Below are 18,533 nucleotides of genomic sequence, written 5' to 3'. Positions count from 1 at the left end.
TCGTCACGGGTGCCGACGTGATCCGGACACGGTGACGGTCTGCCCGGGTTCACGGTCCTCAGGTGCTCAGCGGCACTGCCGCGGCGAGGGGGCCGAGGGGTTGGCTGGGAGCCGTCCGCCGGACCCGGCAGGACGCAGGAGGAACCGATCGAGGAACACGAGGAGTCGTCGTGGACGTCAAGCTGCTCGGACCGCTGGAGGCCGGTGTCGACGGGATCGGCACGGCCCCCACCGCCGCCAAACCGCGTCAGGTGCTCGCCCTGCTGGCGCTGAACCCCGGTCGCGTCGTGCCCGTCTCGACCCTCGTGGACGAGCTGTGGGGCGAACGCGTCCCGCGCAGCGCCGCCACCACGCTGCAGACGTACGTCCTGCAGCTGCGCCGCATGCTGACCGTCGCCCTGGCCCCCTGCGGCCTCGCGGCCAAGGACGTGCTCGTGACCCGGCACGCCGGCTACGGCCTGGACATCGCCCCGGGCGCGGTCGACGTGCACCGGTTCGACGAGCTGCGCACGGCGGGCCGCGCGGCCGCGGAGGCCGGGGACGCGCACGCCGCCTCCGACCTGCTGGGACGGGCCCTGGACCTGTGGCGCGGCCCCGCGCTGGTCGACGTGGAGACGGGCCCCGTGCTGAGCATCGAGGTCGCCGGCATGGAGGAGAACCGGCTGGCCGTCCTGGAGGCGCGCATCGACGCCGACCTCACCCTCGGCCGGCACGGCGCCGTCCTGGGGGAGCTCGCGGTCCTCACGGCGCGCCACCCGCTGCACGAGACGTTCTGCGCGCAGTACATGACGGCGCTGTACCGCGCGGGTCGCGCGTCCCGGGCCCTGGCCGAGTTCACCCGGCTGCGGCACACCCTGGACGAGGAGCTCGGTCTGGAGCCGACGCTCCCGCTGCGCCGCCTGCAGGAGGCCGTGCTGCGCTCGGACGAACGGCTCGACGCCGGCCGGCCGCAGACGCACGAGACGGTGCAGCTGCAGCGGGCGGGGTGAGCCGTGACGACGGCCGTCGTCCGGCCCGGACCGGACGGGGCGAGCGCGCCCGCGTCCGACGCGGTCCCCCCGGCCGCTCTCGTCCCGGAACGCTGGGGCGGGACGCTCGACGACGTGCTGGCGCTGGCGCAGGCCGGGCAGCGGCTCGCGCGGCGGGACCTCGACGCCGCCCTGCTGACCGTCGTGGGACCGCTGCGGGCGCTGGCGCCCGTGTGGACCGGCGACGACGAGGACCTCGCCGCGCGGACCGCCGTCCGCGTGCTGAGCGGCGACTGCACGGGCTCCTCCGAGCGGGACGTCGCGGACGGACGGGACCGGCCGACCGTCCTGCGCCGGGCGCTGCGCGCGGACGTCCTGGTGCGGGCGGTCGTCCCCGCGGTCCTGGCCGGGGCCGCGCAGGAGGTCGTGCGCAGCGCGGCCCGCTCCGTCGTGGACGCCCGCGCCCGCGGCCACCCCCTGACCCGGACGGCCTCGACCGTGCTCGTCCGGGCCCGGGCCGACCTGCTGACGGTCGACGCCCTCACGCGCGCCGCCTGCACCGCCGTGCGGCACGCCCCGACGTCGGCCGCCGTGCCGACGGCCGTCGCGCAGTTCGTCGGCACCGACCTGCTGCGCGAACTCCTGCTGGACCTGCTCCCCCTGACGCTGCCCCCGACGCTCCCCGGGTCGGCGGCCGGCCCGGCCCCCGACCGGTCCCCGCTGCCCGTGCTCCGCGCGCTCGCCCACGCGACGACGGCCGGGGACCTGGCGCGCCTGACCCTCGTCAGCCACCTGGCCCACCGGCCCGCCGCCGGACCGCTCCCCCACCGCCACCCCGTCCCGTGGGACCCCACCGCCGTGCGCGAGTCGCCCGACGGGACCGACGCGCTCGCCGACGCCCTCACCGGCTCGCCCGCGCCCCCCGGGGGCACCGCCCCCCTCGCGGCCCTGGCCGCGGAGTCGCGACGCCTGCGGGCGGAGGTGGCGCGCACCAGCGTCCAGCCGGCCCACCAGCGCTCGGTCGGCCTGTCGGCCCTCGCGGAGCGCCACGCGTGGCTCGACGCCGCGGGGGCGTGCCTGCTGGTCCCCGCCGCCGGGGCCGGGCCGGACGTCCTCCCGGCGCGGTCCTGGGTGCCCGTCGCGCTGCACGCCGTCGCCGCGCGGCTCGGCCTCCCCGTGCCCGCGCCGCCGCAGGAGTGCACCGACGCCCTGCTTCGAGACGTGCTCGAGCGCGCCCGCACCGGCCGCGCGTACGACGGGGGGTGACGGCGCCACCGGTGCCGTCGCAGCACCCGTCCGTCCAGGAGCGAGGCACCCGTGGTCACCCCTCGACCCACCCCCGGCAGCACCCGCGGTGCCGTCCCACCGCCGGGGCTGCCGCACCCCGGGCCCCGGCTGGTGGGGCCGCTGCGCCGGCACGGGCAGACGAACCGCTGGTCGTGGCTGCGCTCGGCCGTCGCGACCGAGGGCGCCGTCATCGCGCACGCCTCGCTCAGCGACTGGGCCCAGGACGCCCGGACCGGCGGCGACCTGCGCCGGGTGCTCGGCGCGGACTGGCCCCGCTACCGCGACCTGCGCCTGGAGGACGCGCAGCGCCGGTTCCTCGCCGGCCGGGCGTTCCTCAAGGCCGTCGCCGCCGCCGCGCTCGGGACGTCCGCGCACGCCGTCGACCTCGGCTACGCCCCGGGCGGGCGACCGCACCTGCGCGGGCACCTCGGCGTCGACGTCAACCTCAGCCACACCGGTGACCTCGTCGTCGTCGGGGTCGCCCGGCACGGGCGGATCGGGGTGGACACCGAGAGCACCGACCGCCGGTTGCGGCTCGCCGGGGTCGACCGCGCGTTCTGGACCCCGGCCGAGGTGCGGGACCTGTGCCTGCTGCCCGACCCCGAGGTGGGACGCGAGATGGTCCGCCTGTGGACGCTGAAGGAGGCGTACACGAAGGCGCTCGGGCAGGGCCTGCGCCTGGGTTTCGGCGAGTTCGGTTTCACCCTGGACCACCCGCCCACGTTGCGGCGGCCCGACGGTTCCCCCGCCCCCGACGAGGGGTGGACGTTCGGCACCACGGCGGTCGCCGACCGCTGGACGGTGTCGTGGGCCCTCACGGCCGGGGGGTGGTGGGGACGCGACCGCGCGACCGCTGCACCCGCACCACCTTCCGCCGCCCTGCAGTGGGTCCCGGAGACGGCCGTCCCGGGCGGGGACCACGTCGCCGAGGTCCTGGCGCTCCTGCGCACCGACCCCGGCGACCCCGTCCCGCCTCGAGGGGGGCTCCAGGAGCCGCGAGGACCGTCGTCGCCGGAACGCCACCGCACCGAAGAGCCCGAGAAACCCCAGCAAACCCAGGAAACCCAGCAAACCCAGGAAACCGCAGAACCGAGGAGGACACCGTGAGAGGTCTCGTGCTGTCAGGGGGGACGGGCAGCCGGCTGCACCCCCTGACCCGCTGGATGCCCAAGCAACTCATCCCCGTCGCGGGCGTCCCGGTCCTCGGACGGGTCCTGCGGGGCCTGGCCGACATCGGCGTCGTCGAGGTGGCCGTCGTCGTCGGGGACCAGGAGCAGCAGGTCCGCGACGCCCTCGGGGACGGTTCCCGCTACGGCGTCGAGGTGACCCTGGTCCGCCAGGACGCCGCCCGCGGACTCGCCCACGCGCTCGCCGTGGCCCGGCCCTTCCTGCAGGACGAGGACGTGGCGATGGTGCTGGGCGACAACGTCCTGCTCGGCGGCCTGCACGGCGCCGCCGCGCAGTTCCTCGCCGGCCGGCCCGCGGCCCACCTGCTCCTGCACGAGGTCGAGGACCCGCGCCGCTTCGGGGTGGCCCAGGTCAGCGCCACGGGCCGCGTCCTCGACGTCGTGGAGAAACCCCGCGACCCCGTGGGGAACCTGGCCCTCACGGGCGTGTACTTCTTCTCCCCGCAGGTCCACGCCGCCGTCGACCGCCTGCGGCCCAGCGCCCGGGGCGAACTCGAGATCACCGACGCGATCAAGCTCCTCGTCGAGGACGGGGCGGCCGTCACCTCCACGCGGCACCGCGGGTACTGGAAGGACGTGGGGACACCGCTCGACGTCGTCGAGTGCAACCGCGACCTCCTGCCGGGTCTGGTGGCCCGGGTCTCGGGGTCCGTGGACACGGCGACCCGCGTCGTCGGGCACGTCGTCGTCGAGGCCGGCGCCCGGGTGGAACGGTCGCTGCTGCACGGCCCCGTCCTCGTCCGGGCCGGAGCGGTGGTGCGGGACAGCACGATCGGGCCCGGCACGACCGTGGGGGCGCACTGCCTCGTCGACTCCTCGACCGTCCGGGACTCCGTCGTCCTCGACGGGTCGCGGCTGCACCGCGGCACGGACCTGCGGGGGTGCGTCGTCGGTCACGGCGAGGTCCTGCGGACCGTCGAGGCCGGCACGCAGGCGGCGCGGGCGGTCGCCGCGTGAGGCGCCGCGTCGTCATCACCGGTCTCGGTGCCCTGGCCCCCGGCGGCCCCGGGCTCAAGGGCTTCTGGGACACGTTGACCTCGGGCCGCACCGCGACCCGCACCATCACGGCCTACGACCCCTCGCCGTTCCGCTCCCGGGTGGGGGCCGAGGTGGACCTCGACCCGCTGGCCGCCGGGCTCAGCGCGCAGGACGTCGCGCGGCTGGACCGGCTGGCGCAGTTCGCGGTACTCTCCACGGCCGAGGGCGTCGCCGACGCCGGACTGCTGGTCGACCGCGAGGACCCCACCCGCATCGCCACCGTCCTCGGGAACGCCGTCGGCTGCACGACGAGCCTGGAACGCGAGTTCGCCCGCGTCAGCCGGGGCGGCCGGGACTGGCTCGTGGACCACCGGCTCGCCTCCCCGTGGTTGCACGACCACTTCGTGCCGAGTTCGGTCGTGGCGGAGGTCGCGCGACGCACCGGGGCCCTGGGACCGGCCGCCGTGGTCTCGACGGGGTGCACGTCGGGCCTGGACGCCGTCGGGCACGCCGCCGAACTCGTCCGCGAGGGCAGCGCCGACGTCGTCGTCACGACGACGGCGGAGGCACCCATCTCCCCCATCACCTCGGCCTGCTTCGACGCCATCCACGCCACGACCGCCCGCAACGACGACCCCGCCACGGCGAGCCGCCCCTTCGACCGGACCCGCGACGGGCTCGTGCTCGGCGAGGGGTCCGCCACCCTCGTCCTGGAGGAGTTCGAGCACGCCCGTGCCCGCGGCGCGCACGTCTACGCCGAGGTGGTCGGGTACGCCTCCCGCGCCAACGCCCACCACATGACCGGGCTCACCGCGCACGGCACCGAGATGGCGGCCGCGATCGACGCGGCCCTGGCCGAGGCGCGCTTGTCCCCCGAGGCCGTCGACTACGTCAACGCCCACGGATCGGGGACGACCATGAACGACCGCCACGAGACCGCCGCGTTCAAGCTGAGCCTGGGCGAGCACGCGTACCGCGTCCCGGTGAGTTCCATCAAGTCGATGATCGGACACTCCCTCGGTGCGGTCGGCGGTCTGGAGGCCGCCGCGTGCGCCCTGGCCATCGAGCACGGCGTCGTCCCGCCCACGGCGAACCTGCACGAACCGGACCCCCTCTGCGACCTCGACTACGTCCCGCTGGAGGCCCGGGACCACCGGACCGGCGTCGCGCTCAGCGTCGGCAGCGGTTTCGGGGGTTTCCAGACGGCCCTCCTCCTGGCCCGGCCCACCGGCGGTGCCCGGTGACCCCGACGACGACGACCGCGACGACCACGACGACGACGGAGGCGTTGCCCCGCAGCGCGAGTGACCCGACCTGGACGGAACTCCTCGACCCGGTGGTCACCGGCGTCGGCGTCGCGTCCCCCACCGGCCTCGGGCTGGAGGAGTTCTGGGCGGCGACCGTGGCGGGTTCCAGCGGGCTCGGTCCCGTGACCCGGTTCGACGCGAGCGGCTACCCCTGCGGTGTCGCCGGCGAGGTCCCGGGTTTCGACGCCGCGGCCCACGTGCCCAGCCGGTTGCTGCCCCAGACAGACCACATGACGCGCCTGGCGCTCGCGGTGGCGACCGAGGCCCTCGACGACGCCGCGGTCGACCCGGCCGACCTGTCCACGTACGCCGCGGGGGTCGTGACGGCGGCCTCGGGCGGTGGGGTGGACTTCGGCCAGCGCGAACTGCAGAACCTGCACGCCCACGGGGCCGACCACGTCAGCGCGTACCAGTCGTTCGCGTGGTTCTACGCCGTGAACACCGGGCAGGTGTCCATCCGGAACCGCCTGCGCGGACCCTGCGCCGTCCTCGTCACCGAACAGGCCGGCGGTCTGGACTCACTGGGGCAGGCACGCCGGACGATCCGCCGCGGAACCCCCCTCGTCGTCGGCGGCGGGGTGGACAGCGGCCTGAGCCCGTGGGGCTGGGCGGCGCAGCTCGCGACCGGCCGCACGAGCACGGGACACGACCCCGCGCAGGCCTACCTACCGTTCGCGCCGGGGGCGGCGGGGTCGGTCCCCGGGGAGGGCGGGGCCCTGCTGGTCCTGGAGGACCCGGCGGCGGCCGCGGCGCGCGGAGCCCGGGTCCACGCCACGCTCGCCGGCTACGCCGCGACGTTCGACCCCGCCGGTGGCTCACGGCCCGACGGACTGCGCCGGGCCGTCGACCTCGCCCTCGCCGACGCCGGGCTCGCCCCGCACGACGTGGACGTGGTCTTCGCCGACGGCGCGGCGCTGCCCGCCGAGGACCGGTCCGAGGCGGAGGTCCTGGTCGACGTCTTCGGACCCCGCGGGGTCCCCGTCACCGTGCCCAAGGCCGGGACCGGGCGGCTCGCCGCCGGGGGCGGCGCGCTGGACGTCGCCACCGCGGTGCTGGCCCTGGAGCACGGGACCGTCCCGCCGACGCCCGGCGTCGCGGCCGCCGACCCCCGGCACCGGCTCGACCTCGTGACGGGCCGGGCGCGCGAACTGCCGCTGCGCACCGCCCTCGTCCTGGCCCGGGGCACCGGCGGGTTCCACTCCGCCGTCGTCCTGCGCCGCGCCTGAACCGCACGACCGCCCCGATCCGACGGAACGACCCGACCCGAACCCCCTGGAGGACGACGTGACCACCGTGACCCCCGACCCCACCCCGGCGACCAGCACCACCCTGACCCCGCCCCGGACGCAGACCCTGACCCTCACCGACCTGACCGCCCTCCTGCGCGAGTGCGCGGGTGAGGAGGAGGGCGTCGACCTCGACGGCGACGTCCTCGACGTCGACTTCGCCGACCTGGGCTACGACTCCCTCGCGCTGCTGCAGGTCATCAGCCGCATCAAGCGCGACTTCGGGGTGAGCGTCCCGGACGACGCCGCGGCGACCGCCGACACGCCCCGGGCCCTGCTGGACCTCGTCGCCCTCGACCGGTGACGTCCGTGACCCCCGGACCCAGCGGACCACCCGACCGGCTGCCGCTCGCGCTGCTGCTGCCCGGCCAGGGCGCCCAGCACGCCGCCATGGCCCTCGGGCTCGTGCGCACCGAACCCGTCGTCGCCGACGTCGTGGACGAGGTCCTGGACCTCTTCGGTGCCGAGGGCGCCCGCATCCGCCGGGACTGGTGGGCCGGGGCCCCGGTCGACGACGTCACCCGCGCGCAGCCGCTGCTGTTCGCCGTCGACCTCGCCCTCGGCCGGCTCCTGGCCTCCCGCGGCGTCCGGCCCGACGTGCTGGTCGGGCACAGCGCCGGGGAGTGGGCGGCCGCCGTCCTCGCCGGTGTCGTCGCGCTGCCCGACGCCGTGCGGCTGCTCGCCGAACGCGTCGAGGTGCTGGCCGGTGAACCGCCGGGCGGGATGGTCGCGGTCGCCGCCGACGCCCTGACCGTCGAGGCCCACCTCGGCGGGCACGAGGGGGTGGTCGTCGGTGCCGTCAACGCCCGCGACCAGGTCCTCGTCACCGGTCCCCACCCGCAGCTGCGGCGGGCCGCCGACGCGCTGGCGGCCGCCGGACTCACGGTGCTCGCCGCCCGCTCGACGGTGGGTTTCCACAGCCCGTCGCTGGCCGCCGCGTGCGCCCGGACGCTCCCGTCGTTCGCCCGCACCCGGTTCGCCCCGCCGACGGTGGAGGTGCTGTCCCCCTTCGTCGGTGGGCCGCTGGGTGCCGAGCAGGCCTGCGACCCCGGCTTCTGGGCCGCACAGCCGGCCGCGCCCGTCCTCTTCGGTCCCGTCGTCGACCAGCTCCTGGCCCGCGGACCGCACGTGGTCGTCGAGTGCGGACCCGGCCGCAGCCTCGGGACGCTGCTGCGGCGCCACCCGGCGCGCGGTCGCACCGTCGTCACCGGTCTGCTGCCCGCCCGGCCGGGCGGTGCCGCGGCCGACGTCGAGGCGCTGCACCGGGCCCTCGACGTCCTGGCCGGCACCGGCCACCTGCCCGTCCCCCGTCCCCACCTGGAGGCGACACCGTGAGAGTCCTGGTCACCGGCGGCGCCGGCTTCATCGGGTCCGCGTACGTCCGCGCCCTGCTCGAGGGCACGCTGCCCGGCAGCGAGGGGGTCCGGGTCACCGTCCTGGACGCCTTCGGGTACGCGGGGCGCCGCGACAACCTGCCCGCGGCGGCCGAGCACCCGGACCGCCTCGAGGTCGTCGCGGGGGACGTCTGCGACGGCGCGCTGCTGGCCGAGGTGCTGCCCGGCCACGACGCCGTCGTCCACTTCGCCGCGGAGTCCCACGTCGACCGGTCGCTGCACGACCCGGCCGCCTTCGTGCGCAGCAACGTCCTGGGCACCCAGACGCTCGTCGACGCGTGCCGGGCGGCCGGGACGGGCCGCTTCGTGCACGTCTCGACCGACGAGGTCTACGGCTCGACGGACGAGGGCCGCTGGACGGAGGACTCCCCGCTGCTGCCGAACTCGCCGTACGCGGCCTCCAAGGCGGCCTCGGACCTCGTCGTCCGCGCGGCGGTCCGCACGCACGGGCTCGACGCCTCCACGACGCGCTGCTCGAACAACTACGGCCCGCGCCAGCACGTGGAGAAGCTCGTGCCGCACTTCACGACCCGGCTCCTGCAGGGGCGGACCGTGCCCGTCTACGGCGACGGCGGGAACGTCCGCGAGTGGCTGCACGTGTCCGACCACTGCCGTGCGCTGCAGCTCGTCCTCCTCGGGGGCCGGGCCGGCCGGGTCTACAACGTGGGCGGCGGCCAGGAGGCCACGAACCTCGACCTCACCGGCCGGCTCCTGGACCTGTGCGGGGCCGGGCCGCACCTGGTCCGGCACGTCGCCGACCGCCTCGGCCACGACCGCCGGTACGCCCTCGACGACCGCCGGATCCGGACCGAACTCGGCTGGGAACCCCTCGTGGACTTCGCGACGGGTCTGGCGGACGTCGTCGCCTGGTACCGCGAGCACACCGCCTGGTGGGCCGGACCCGCGGCGGCGTGATCCCGGCCCCGGCGGACCCGGGGAACGTCGAGACCACCCGAACTCCCGGAGGGAGACGTCCGTGCGCGTCCTCGTCACCACCGCCCCGCTGGAGGGGCACCTGCACCCCCTGGTCGCCCAGGCCTGGGCCCTGCGCACCGCGGGGAACGACGTCCTCGTCGCGGCGCCCGAGCAGTTCGGCGACGTCGTCACCGCCACCGGCCTGACGTTCGCCGCCGACTGCGGCCCGCTGGGTTTCGAGGAGTTCATGCGCCGGGACCGGGACGGTCGGCCCGTCGAGCCGATCGCCGACCCGCGGGCCCGGCGGCGCCAGAGCGGACGGGCCTGGGGCCGACTGGCGGCCCGCACCCTGCCCGGGGTGCTGGAACTCCTCGACCGGTGGGAACCCGACCTGCTGCTCTGCGACCCGCTCGAACCCGCCGGCCCCGTCGCCGCCACCGTGCGGTCGGTGCCGTGGGTGGAACCCGGCGTGAACTTCCGCGGCGCCGCCGGGGCCCGGGACCTGCTGGAGGCCGCCACCGAGGAACTCACCCCCGAACTCCAGGCGCTCGGGACGACCGGCCCGCGGTCGGCCGACCTCGTGCTCGACGTCTGCCCGCCGAGCATGCGGCTCCCCGTCTCCCACCCCGCGAACCGTCCGGCGGGACTGGCCGTGCGCTACGTGCCGCACGCCGGGTCCGTGCCCCGCCCCCTCTCCCGGCCCCTCTCCCGACCCCTGTCCCGGCCCCGCGCCACGGGTCGCCCGCGCGTCCTGCTGACGTTCGGAACCCTGCTGCCGACGCACTCGGCGCTCGACGTGGGAACCCGGCTGCGCGCCACGGCCCGGGCTCTGGCGGAGCGGGGGACCGACGTGCACATCGCCGTCGACGACACCGTCGCCGCCCGCTGGGGCGACCTGCCCGACGGGATCTCGGCGGGCCGGGTCCCGCTGCCGGAGGCGTTGCAGCACAGCGACGTCCTGGTCAGCCACGCGGGTCCGGGGTCGGTGCTGGCGGGGCTGGTGCACGGAACTGCCCAGCTCTGCCTGCCCTTCACCTCCGACCAGTTCGACAACACCGAGCACGTCGTCGCGCGCGGAGGAGGTCGGGGTCTGCAGCCCGCGGAGGCGACCCCGGACGCCGTGGCCGCCGCGGTCGAGGAACTCCTCACCACCCCCCGGTACCGGCGCGCCGCGGCGGAGGTCGCCGCGGAGGTCGCCGCGTCACCCTCGCCCGCCGACGTCGTCCCGGCCCTGGAACGGCTCGCCGTGTCGGCCGTCGGGGTGGGCTGAGGCGGTGGACGTCGTGGGCGACGGTTTCCTCGCGGGGCGGTTGGCGCCGCTGCGGCCGCGGCACGACCGGGCCGTGGTCCTGGCCGCCGGGGTCTCGTGGGCCGCCGGGACCGACGCGGCGGCCTTCGCCCGCGAGGAGCGGCTCGTGCGCCGGCACGCCGACCGGGCCCGCGCCGAGGGCCGCGTCCTGGTGTTCTTCTCGACCGCCTCCAGCGGTCTCTACGGCGCGGGACCCGGTGTCGAGGACGGGCCCGTCACCGCCTGCACGCCCTACGCCCGGCACAAGCACCGGCTCGAGCAGGTCGTGGCCGCCTCCGGGGCCGAGCACCTCGTGCTGCGGCTGTCGCACGTCGTCGGTCCGGGCAACCCCGGGCACCAGCTGATGCCGTCGCTGGCCCGGCAGGTGCGGGCCGGCCGGGTCGTCCTGCACCGGGACGCCACCCGTGACCTGGTGGGCGTCGACGAGGTCGTCGACGCGCTCGACCGGTTGCTGGCGGCCGGCGCGAGCGGCGGGGTGGTGAACGAGGTGGTGAACGTGGCGTCCGGCACCTCCGTCCCCGTGGCGTTGCTCGTCGACCTCCTCGAGGCCCGCCTCGGCGTCCGCGCCGAGCGGCGGGAGGTGGTCGTCGCGAACCCCCGGCACCGGGTGGACGTGGTCAAGCTGCGGCGGCTCGTGGGGGAGCTGCCGGCCTTCTCGACCGACCCCCTGCACCGGCTCGCCCCGGCGCTCGACGACCTGACCGCGGGAGGTGGACCGTGCGCGTCCTCGTCGTGACCGCGGTCGTCGCCTCCCACTTCGGCCCCTGCGCACCCCTCGCGTGGGCGCTGCGCAGCGCGGGCCACGACGTCGTCGTCGCCGCGGACCCGGCGACGGCCGCCGCGGTCGCGGGGGCCGGGCTCCCCACCCGCGCGGCCGGGACCGACGCACGGTTCGCGGCCCGCTACCGGGACCAGTGCGGGGGCGACCCCAAGGCGCTGTTCTGCGCGGTCGCCGCGGCGATGTGCGAGGAGGTCCTCCCCTGGGCGCGGTGGTGGCGACCCGACGTCGTCGTCCACGACCCGACGGCGTTCGCCGGTCCCGTCGTCGCGGCCGCCACCGGCGCGCTCGCGGTGCGCGCGTCGTGGGGACCGGACCTCGTCCTGCGCGGCCGGGGCCCGGCCGGCTACCCGGACGCGCTCGAGGACCTCGCCGGCCGGCACGGCGTCAGCGTGCGGCAGTCCCCGCCGGGTCCCGACCTCGACCCCACCCCGGCCCTGGCCCAGCTCCCCGACCTGCCCGGCCGCGTGGCCGTCCGGCCGCTGCCGTGGACCGGTGCCACCCGGATCCCCGTCGGGGGGTCGGCCGTCCTCGCCGCGCCGGGACCGGCCCGGCGGGTGGTGGTGTGCCTGGGGCGCAGCCGGGACGACCTCGGCAGCGACGGCGACGTCGAGCGCGTGCTCGCCGGGGTCGACGCCCTCGTCGGCGACGGCGTCGAGGTCGTCGTGGCCGCCACCGGCGGCCAGGCCGCGGCGGTGCGCCGCAGCGCACCGCACGCCCGGACCCTCGTCGAGGCGCCGCTGGACCGGCTGCTGCCGGGCGCCGCCCTGCTGGTCCACCACGGGGGTGCCGGGTCGGCGTCGGCCGGCGCCGTCGCCGGCGTCCCGCAGCTGGCCGTCCCGGACGCGCCGGAGAACCGCTTCTCGGCCGGCCGGTACGCCCTCACCGGCGCCACCCGCGTGCTGCCCGAGGGGGCCGACGTGACCGCCGCCTGCCGGGCGCTCCTGGACGACGCGGGAGCCCGCGCCGCGGCCGACCGGGTGCGGGCCGAACTGCTCGCGGCGCCGCCGCCCGCGCGCGTCGCGCACGACCTCGTCCACCACCACCTCCCAGGAGCCGTCCGATGACACGTCCAGGACCGGAGTTCGGCCTCATGTTCTTCGCCGCCGACGGGGACGGCGCCGGGACCCACCGCTGCCTGCTGGAGGCGGCCCGGCGGGCCGACGAGCTGGGGTTCTCCTTCGTCTCCACGCCCGAACGGCACTTCCACCGCTTCGGGGGCGCGTTCCCGAACCCCGCCGTGACGTCCGCCGCGGTGGCCGCCGTGACGCGCCGGGTGCAGGTGCGGGCCGGCAGCCTCGTCAGCCCCCTGCACGAACCCGCCCGCGTGGTCGAGGACTTCGCCGTCGTCGACGCGATCTCCGGCGGACGCGTCGGGATCGCGCTGGCCTCGGGGTGGAACGTCAACGACTTCGCGCTGGCGCCGGAGGGCTACGACGGCCGCCGCGACCGGGTCCTGCAGGACGTGGGGACGTTGCGGCGGTTGTGGCGCGAGGGGTCCTGGCCTGCGCGCACCCCCACCGGGTCCGACGTCGTCCTGCCCCTGCACCCGAGGCCCGTGCAGCCCGAACTGCCCCTGTGGCTCACGGTCTCCCGGACCCCGGCCACGTTCGCGGCCGCGGGGACGTTGGGGACCGGTGTCCTCACCCACCTCGAGAACCAGGACCTCGACACCCTGGCCGAGAACGTCGCCACGTACCGGCGCGCCCGCGCCGCCGCGGGGCACGGTGCCGGCCGGGTCACGGTGATGGTCCACACCCACGTCGCACCGACCCGGCAGGAGGCCCTCGACCGGGCGGTGCCGGGGCTGCAGGCCTACCTGGAGTCCGCGGTGGACCTCGACGCCGGGTCCGTCGCGGCCGGCGGGACCCTCAGCGGCCGGCGCGACAGCCGCGGCGTCCTGGCGCACCGGGACACCGTGCACCGGCTCGCCCGGCTCGGCGTGCAGCGCTACCTCGACGGGCTGTCCCTCATCGGGTCCGTGGCGGACGCCGAGGCCGTGGCGCTCCGGCTCGCGGCGGTCGGGGTGGACGAGATCGCCTGCCTCGTCGACTTCGTCCCGGACACCGCCGCCGTGCTCGACGGTCTCGAGCACCTCGACGCGGTGCGGCGGCGCTGCGCCGCTCCCCCGGTCCTCGCCGTCGGCTAGACCCCCCGGGCATGCGAAGACCCCGTGCCAGCGCTGCCGCCATCCTGCGACACGCCGACGACACGCCGTCCTGCGGCGGTCCCGGGGCCGATGGCTGCAGCGCTGGCACGGGGTCGGCCGCGCGCGGGTGCGGTCCAGCAGGTCGATGTCAGCCGGTGCGGCGGCGGGTGAGCGCGACGCCCAGCAGGGCCCCCGTGAACAGGGGCAGCCCGTGGACGTCGCGCAGGGCGACGCTGACGGCGGCCGCGGCCAGCGTCGCCACCGCGAAGAAGCGCACCCTCGGCACCAGCACGGGCGGCAGGGCGCGCCGGGCCGCGGCGGACAGCGACCACGCGACGAGGATCCCGAGCAGCCCGGCGGCGCCGACGGAGGAGCCGGCGCCGTACGGCGACCACGCGTACCCGGCGGCCTCACCGACGAGGCCCGCACACAGGAACCCCGCGACGACGGCGCGGGACCCGGCGAACCGCTCCACGAGCGTCCCGAGCACGAGCGTCGCCGGCGCCAGCACCGCCCACTGCCACGGGGGGTCCTGCACCACCAGGGGCGTCACCACGCGCCACCACTGCCCGGCCGCCAGGGCCGACGGGTCGCGCCGGAGCACCTCGAGGAGGGCGGGGTGGGCCAGCTGCGCCACCCACGTCCCGGTGACGGGGACCACGAGCGCGACGGTGGCGACGGGGAAGCGGCGCCGGCGGCGCCGGTCGGCCCGCGCGGAACCGGTCCCGCCCGACGTGAGCGTCCTGGTCATCCCTGCTCCTCCCGCCGGGCCACGAGCAACCGCAGCGGCAGCCCCGGTCGCCCCACGAGGTCGGCGCGCCCGAACCCCGCCGCCGCCAGCATGCGCCGGTGGTCGGCGGTGCTGTGCAGCCGCCCCCCGTCGGTCCAGGACAGGACGAGCAGACCCAGCATGGCCGCGTGCACCTCGGTGGCGGCGGGCGCGTCGCCCGCGGTGAAGCCGAGGACGACGAGGCGGCCCCCGGGCGCGAGGGAGGCCGCGGCCCGGGCCACGAGGCGCTGGGCCTGCTCGGCGGAGAAGTGGAAGAGGAGGTTCCCCAGGACGACGAGGTCGTAGGGGCCGCCCAGCGGCGCCGTGCGGCCGTCGCCGGCCAGGGTGCCGAACCTCGCCTCGACGCCCGCGGCCTGCGCGTTGCGGCGGGCGACGGGCAGCACGGAGGGCCAGTCCAGCACCGTGAGGTGGGCCTGCGGGCACCGCGCGAGCAGGTCCAGGCAGGTGAGTCCGTGTCCCGCACCGAGGTCCAGGACGCGCAGCGACGGACGTCGCGAGCCCCAGGGGGCGAGCGTGTCGGCCAGCAGCTCCGCCGCGCGCCGCGTCCCGAACGTCGTGTGGGTGGCGAAGTCGGACCAGTAGGCGAAGTCGGGGGCGAGGGCGTCCACCCCGGGCACGGGCCCGCCGTCGCGGACGGTCCGCGCGAGCTCGCCCAGGGTCGCCCACTCGAGGTCCCCCGCGACGACGTCGCTCACCCCACCGCACCACTGCGGGCTCGTGGTGACGAGCAGCTCGGCGGCGCCGGGGGCCAGCGCGAACTCCCGGCCACCGTCCTCGCCGGGCAGGGGCTCCCGGGCGGTCAGCAGCTCCAGACCCGCCAGGGCCGCCAGCAGGGCCGCGATGCCGCGGTCGTCGGTGCCCATCCGCCGCGCGCAGTCGGCGGCGGTCGCCGGCCCCGCGGCGAGCACGTCGAAGACGCGCAGACGGACCGCGGCGCGCAGGACGGCGGTCGCCTTGTAGCCGCTCATGAGCTCGAACAGCCGCCCCGCCGTGACGGGGGCGGAGGGGGTCGCGCCGGCGAGGGTCACGGTGGGGATCACGGTGGGGGTCACGGTGGGGGGTCGGGTCTCGGTCACGGTCGTGGTCAACGGTCGCCTCCTGGCTCGGACGGTCCTGCCCAGGCTGGACCGCCGCGGCGGAGCACCCCTCGAGCCGCCCTCGAGCCGCCCCCGCGCGGTGGAGCTCGTCGTCCCCACCGCGGCTCCAGCCCGGTCGGCCACCGTCCGGGCATGCGCATCCTCGTCACGGTGTCGGCCTGGCCCGGTCACTGGTACCCCCTGGTCCCCTCCGCCCGGGCCCTGCAGGACGCCGGCCACGACGTGCTCGTGGCCTGCGCCCCGTCGCAGGAGCCGGGGCTGCGCGCCGCCGGACTGCCCACGGCGGCCGTCCTCGGCGCGGTGGACATCGGCTTCCTCGGTCGGCTGCAGTCGGTCTGGAACGCCCAGGCAGGTCGCTGGCCGTACCCCCAGCCGCCCCTGCACCCGGTGACGGCGGCCCCGATGGGGTCGCTCGCGGAGTTCACGTTCGCGCAGTTCCGGCAGGCCGTGGACGAGCGGGTGACGCGCCCCACGGTGGCCGCCCAGGACGCCGCGGTCGCCCTGGCCCGGCGCTGGCGGCCCGACCTCGTCGTGCACGAGCTCCTGAGCCTGGAAGGCCTGCTCGCCGCCGAGGTGGTGGGCGTTCCGGCGCTGCTGCACCTGTGGGGTCCGGTCGGGACGCGGGAGGACGAGCCGGGTCTGCACCTCACCCCCGCCGACCCCACGGGCGCGTTCGTCCGGCACGGCCTGCCCGCCTTCACCGCCGACCGGGTGCGGCACGTCGTCGACCCCTGCCCCGAACCGCTGCGGCCGCCCGTGGACGGGACCCGGCACCCCGTGCGGTACGAGCCGTACAACGGGCCGGGCACGGGGTCCGCCGCACCGGCACCGGTCGGTCCGCGCCCGCGCGTGGCGGTCGTCTGGGGTGGCTCGGCGGGGACGGTCGTGGGCCGGCAGGCCTTCGTCCTGCCGGACGTCGTCCGCGCGCTCGCCGCCCTGGGCCTGGACGGCGTCGTCACGGCCGGGGCCGCCGACGTCGCGCTGCTGCGGGAACTGCTCGGCCCGGACGGACCGCCCCCCGGTGTCGAGGTGCGCACGGCCGCACCCCTGCGCGACGTCCTGCCGGGCTGCTCGGCCGTCGTCCACCACGGCGGCGCCGGCGTCTCGATGACCTCGGTCGACGCCGGCGTCCCCCAGCTCCTCGTGCCGTGCGCCGTGGACCAGCCCGTCGTGGCCCGGCGGATCGCCGCGACCGGCGCCGGGGTGGTCCTGCCCGCCCACGCGGCGGACGGGGACGCGCTGACGGCGACCCTGGCGGACCTGCTCGCCGACGGGGGCCGGGCCACGGCCGCCCTCGACCTGCGTCGCGCCGCGCACGCCCTGCCCGCCGCCCGCGACGCCGTCGCGGACTGGACGGCGCTCGCCTCCTGAACCACCGCGCACGACAGCACCCGACCGGGGAACCGGTCGGGTGCTGTCGTGGGGGGTCGGTCCGGCGGCGGTCGGGTCAGACGCGGACCTCGTCCCGGCGGTACAGCCAGGCCGCGGCGACGGCGAACACGATCAGGTACCCGGCCAGCACGACGACGTCGGACACCGCCGGCGCCTGGCCCAGCTGCGTGCTGTGCCCGAGCTGGGCGAGGTGGTACGTCGGGGTGGCCTGCGCCACCACCTGGGCCCACCCCGGGAACGTGCTCGTCGGCCAGAACAACCCGCCCACCATGGAGAACCCCAGGTTCACGACCATGAGCCCGATCGTGATGGACGTGGAGTTGAACAGGTAGCCGAGCAGGATGCTGAGCGTGCAGAACACGAGGCTGCCGGCCCAGATCGCGACCCCGGAACCGATCCAGTGCGACCACGGCATGCTGACGCCCTTGGCGAGCCGCCCGACGAGGAACAGGGCGACGGTGGCCGCGAGGCTGACGGTCGAGGCCGTGAGGACCTTCACCGCGATGTACCCGGTGCTCGACATCGACGTCAGCCGCAACTGCCGGGTCCACCCCACCTCGCGTTCGGCGCTGATCCGGGGGCCACCCGCGTTGAGGGCGGCACCAATGGCGCTGAACACCGCCATCGACACGAGCAGGTACCGCGTCACGGACGTCCCGCCGACGGACGACGTCGACCCGTTCGTCGTGAGCAGGTAGATGACGACCGGCATCCCGATCGTGAACACGATGAAGCGCCAGTCCTTGAACGCGCGCTTCACCTCCAGTTCCAGCAGCACACCCATCAGTGCTCTCCTCCCGGGGTCGCGGTGATGCTCAGGTAGGCCTGTTCCAGACCCAGTCCGGTGACCTCCAGGTCCCGGGGTTCCCAGCCGCCGACGACGAGCGCGTGGACGGTCGCGTCGGAGTCGTCGCTGACGAGGGCCGCGGTGCCCGCGTGCTGCTGCACCTCGACGACCCCGGGCAGGCGGGACAACTCCCCCGGGTGGGTGGTGGAGAACGTGAGGCGCCGCCGTCCGGTGCGCGACTTCAGCTGCGCCGGAGTTGAATCGGCGAGCAGCCGTCCCTCGTGCAGGACGAGGACGCGGTCGGCGGCCCCGTCGGCCTCCTCCATGTAGTGCGTCGCGAACAACAAGGTTCGCCCCCGGTGCGCCTGGGCCCGCATCGTCTCCCAGAACCGGTGCCGGGCGGCGACGTCCATGCCGGCCGTGGGTTCGTCCAGGACGACGAGTTCGGGGTCCTCGACGATCGCGAGCGCCAACCGCATCCGCTGGCGCTGCCCACCGGACAGCTTGTCGACGCGGTGGCGGGCGATGTCGGCGATGTCGGCCTGCCGCACCACCTCCTCCACGGGCAGGGGGTGCCGGGCCAGGCGGTGCGCCAACCGGAGCAGGTCGCGGACCCGCACCTCGGGCATGAGACCGCCGGACTGGAGCATGGCTCCCACCTGTCCGGACCGGATGGCGTCGGCGGGTCGCTGCCCGAACAGCCGGACGCTGCCGGCGTCGGGGTGGACGAGGCCGAGGAGCATGTCGAGGGTCGTCGACTTGCCGGCCCCGTTGGGCCCGAGGAGGGCGACGACCTCACCGCGGCCGACCTCGCACGTCACGCCGCGCACGGCCTGCACGTGCCCGTAGCTCTTGACGATCCCCTCGACACGGATGGCCGGGGGCGGCTGGGCGGAGAACCCCTCCTGC

General features: G+C 76.9%; 18 protein-coding genes. 14 read left to right on the top strand and 4 right to left on the bottom strand.

The features are described from left to right. Positions 1-170: 170 nt before the first annotated feature. The 13 genes from AB0637_RS04110 to AB0637_RS04050 all read left to right on the top strand — a co-directional run bounded on the left by AB0637_RS04110 (position 171) and on the right by AB0637_RS04050 (position 13,558). A complete protein-coding gene (locus tag AB0637_RS04110) occupies positions 171-989 on the top strand; it encodes an AfsR/SARP family transcriptional regulator (protein ID WP_366169891.1) in 819 nt (272 codons plus the stop codon). Between the two features lie 3 nt (positions 990-992). Further along, positions 993-2,234 carry a hypothetical protein gene (locus tag AB0637_RS04105; RefSeq protein WP_366169890.1) on the top strand — a complete coding sequence of 414 codons (1,242 nt, stop codon included), beginning with the start codon at positions 993-995 and terminating at the stop codon, positions 2,232-2,234. A gap of 51 nt (positions 2,235-2,285) precedes the next feature. Beyond that, positions 2,286-3,362, top strand: coding sequence for a 4'-phosphopantetheinyl transferase superfamily protein (locus AB0637_RS04100; protein ID WP_366169889.1), 1,077 nt, complete (start codon positions 2,286-2,288; stop codon positions 3,360-3,362). Continuing rightward, positions 3,359-4,399: a glucose-1-phosphate thymidylyltransferase gene (locus AB0637_RS04095; RefSeq protein ID WP_366169888.1), complete on the top strand. Its 1,041-nt coding sequence runs from the start codon at positions 3,359-3,361 to the stop codon at positions 4,397-4,399. Before AB0637_RS04100 ends, AB0637_RS04095 begins: the two co-directional genes overlap by 4 nt. Then, positions 4,396-5,664, top strand: a complete 1,269-nt coding sequence (locus AB0637_RS04090; protein ID WP_366169887.1) for a beta-ketoacyl-[acyl-carrier-protein] synthase family protein — start codon at positions 4,396-4,398, stop codon at positions 5,662-5,664. Before AB0637_RS04095 ends, AB0637_RS04090 begins: the two co-directional genes overlap by 4 nt. A gap of 44 nt (positions 5,665-5,708) precedes the next feature. Beyond that, positions 5,709-6,953, top strand: a complete 1,245-nt coding sequence (locus tag AB0637_RS04085) for a ketosynthase chain-length factor (RefSeq protein ID WP_366170042.1) — start codon at positions 5,709-5,711, stop codon at positions 6,951-6,953. A 67-nt stretch (positions 6,954-7,020) separates the two neighbouring features. Further along, positions 7,021-7,317 (top strand): acyl carrier protein, encoded by a 297-nt coding sequence (locus AB0637_RS04080; RefSeq protein ID WP_366170041.1) that lies wholly within the window; start codon positions 7,021-7,023, stop codon positions 7,315-7,317. Positions 7,318-7,322: 5 nt separating this feature from the next. Beyond that, a complete protein-coding gene (locus AB0637_RS04075; RefSeq protein ID WP_366169886.1) occupies positions 7,323-8,348 on the top strand; it encodes an acyltransferase domain-containing protein in 1,026 nt (341 codons plus the stop codon). Next, entirely contained in the window at positions 8,345-9,322 is a 978-nt protein-coding gene (gene rfbB / locus AB0637_RS04070) for a dTDP-glucose 4,6-dehydratase (RefSeq protein ID WP_366169885.1), read from the top strand. Before AB0637_RS04075 ends, rfbB begins: the two co-directional genes overlap by 4 nt. A 61-nt stretch (positions 9,323-9,383) precedes the next feature. Next, positions 9,384-10,592: a glycosyltransferase gene (locus AB0637_RS04065; RefSeq protein WP_366169884.1), complete on the top strand. Its 1,209-nt coding sequence runs from the start codon at positions 9,384-9,386 to the stop codon at positions 10,590-10,592. Between the two features lie 4 nt (positions 10,593-10,596). Then, the gene (locus AB0637_RS04060; RefSeq protein WP_366169883.1) at positions 10,597-11,367 is read left to right on the top strand and encodes an NAD-dependent epimerase/dehydratase family protein; all 771 of its coding nucleotides are present in this window, start codon (positions 10,597-10,599) and stop codon (positions 11,365-11,367) included. Next, on the top strand, positions 11,349-12,476 hold the full coding sequence (locus AB0637_RS04055; RefSeq protein ID WP_366169882.1) for a nucleotide disphospho-sugar-binding domain-containing protein: 1,128 nt from the start codon (positions 11,349-11,351) through the stop codon (positions 12,474-12,476). Before AB0637_RS04060 ends, AB0637_RS04055 begins: the two co-directional genes overlap by 19 nt. Then, positions 12,473-13,558, top strand: coding sequence for a MupA/Atu3671 family FMN-dependent luciferase-like monooxygenase (locus AB0637_RS04050; protein WP_366169881.1), 1,086 nt, complete (start codon positions 12,473-12,475; stop codon positions 13,556-13,558). The genes AB0637_RS04055 and AB0637_RS04050 overlap by 4 nt, the downstream gene beginning before the upstream one ends. Positions 13,559-13,706: 148 nt before the next feature. Here the strand turns inward: AB0637_RS04050 and AB0637_RS04045 are convergent, their stop codons facing one another. Continuing rightward, positions 13,707-14,309 (bottom strand): rhomboid family intramembrane serine protease, encoded by a 603-nt coding sequence (locus tag AB0637_RS04045; RefSeq protein ID WP_366169880.1) that lies wholly within the window; start codon positions 14,307-14,309, stop codon positions 13,707-13,709. Further along, the gene (locus AB0637_RS04040) at positions 14,306-15,388 is read right to left on the bottom strand and encodes a class I SAM-dependent methyltransferase (RefSeq protein WP_366169879.1); all 1,083 of its coding nucleotides are present in this window, start codon (positions 15,386-15,388) and stop codon (positions 14,306-14,308) included. The genes AB0637_RS04045 and AB0637_RS04040 overlap by 4 nt, the downstream gene beginning before the upstream one ends. Positions 15,389-15,577: 189 nt before the next feature. On the opposite strand from AB0637_RS04040, the gene AB0637_RS04035 reads away from it, so the two are divergent. Beyond that, positions 15,578-16,816, top strand: a complete 1,239-nt coding sequence (locus AB0637_RS04035; protein ID WP_366169878.1) for a glycosyltransferase — start codon at positions 15,578-15,580, stop codon at positions 16,814-16,816. A gap of 76 nt (positions 16,817-16,892) precedes the next feature. On the opposite strand, the gene AB0637_RS04030 is transcribed toward AB0637_RS04035, so the two are convergent. Together AB0637_RS04030 and AB0637_RS04025 are read right to left on the bottom strand one after the other, a co-directional pair. Beyond that, entirely contained in the window at positions 16,893-17,621 is a 729-nt protein-coding gene (locus AB0637_RS04030) for an ABC transporter permease (protein WP_366169877.1), read from the bottom strand. Further along, positions 17,621-18,499 (bottom strand): ABC transporter ATP-binding protein, encoded by an 879-nt coding sequence (locus AB0637_RS04025; protein ID WP_366170040.1) that lies wholly within the window; start codon positions 18,497-18,499, stop codon positions 17,621-17,623. Before AB0637_RS04025 ends, AB0637_RS04030 begins: the two co-directional genes overlap by 1 nt. Between the last annotated feature and the right edge of the window lie 34 nt (positions 18,500-18,533).

It is taken from the genome of Kineococcus sp. NPDC059986, from assembly GCF_040702905.1.
Lineage (GTDB): Bacteria > Actinomycetota > Actinomycetes > Actinomycetales > Kineococcaceae > Kineococcus.
This window is presented reverse-complemented; position numbering and strand designations above follow the sequence as displayed.

Coding starts and splice junctions, on each gene's coding strand:
- AB0637_RS04050 (WP_366169881.1), top strand. CDS start 12,473: ATGACACGTCCAGGACCGGAGTTCGGCCTCATGTTCTTCGCCGCCGAC.
- AB0637_RS04045 (WP_366169880.1), bottom strand. CDS start 14,309: ATGACCAGGACGCTCACGTCGGGCGGGACCGGTTCCGCGCGGGCCGAC.
- AB0637_RS04035 (WP_366169878.1), top strand. CDS start 15,578: ATGCGCATCCTCGTCACGGTGTCGGCCTGGCCCGGTCACTGGTACCCC.
- AB0637_RS04030 (WP_366169877.1), bottom strand. CDS start 17,621: ATGGGTGTGCTGCTGGAACTGGAGGTGAAGCGCGCGTTCAAGGACTGG.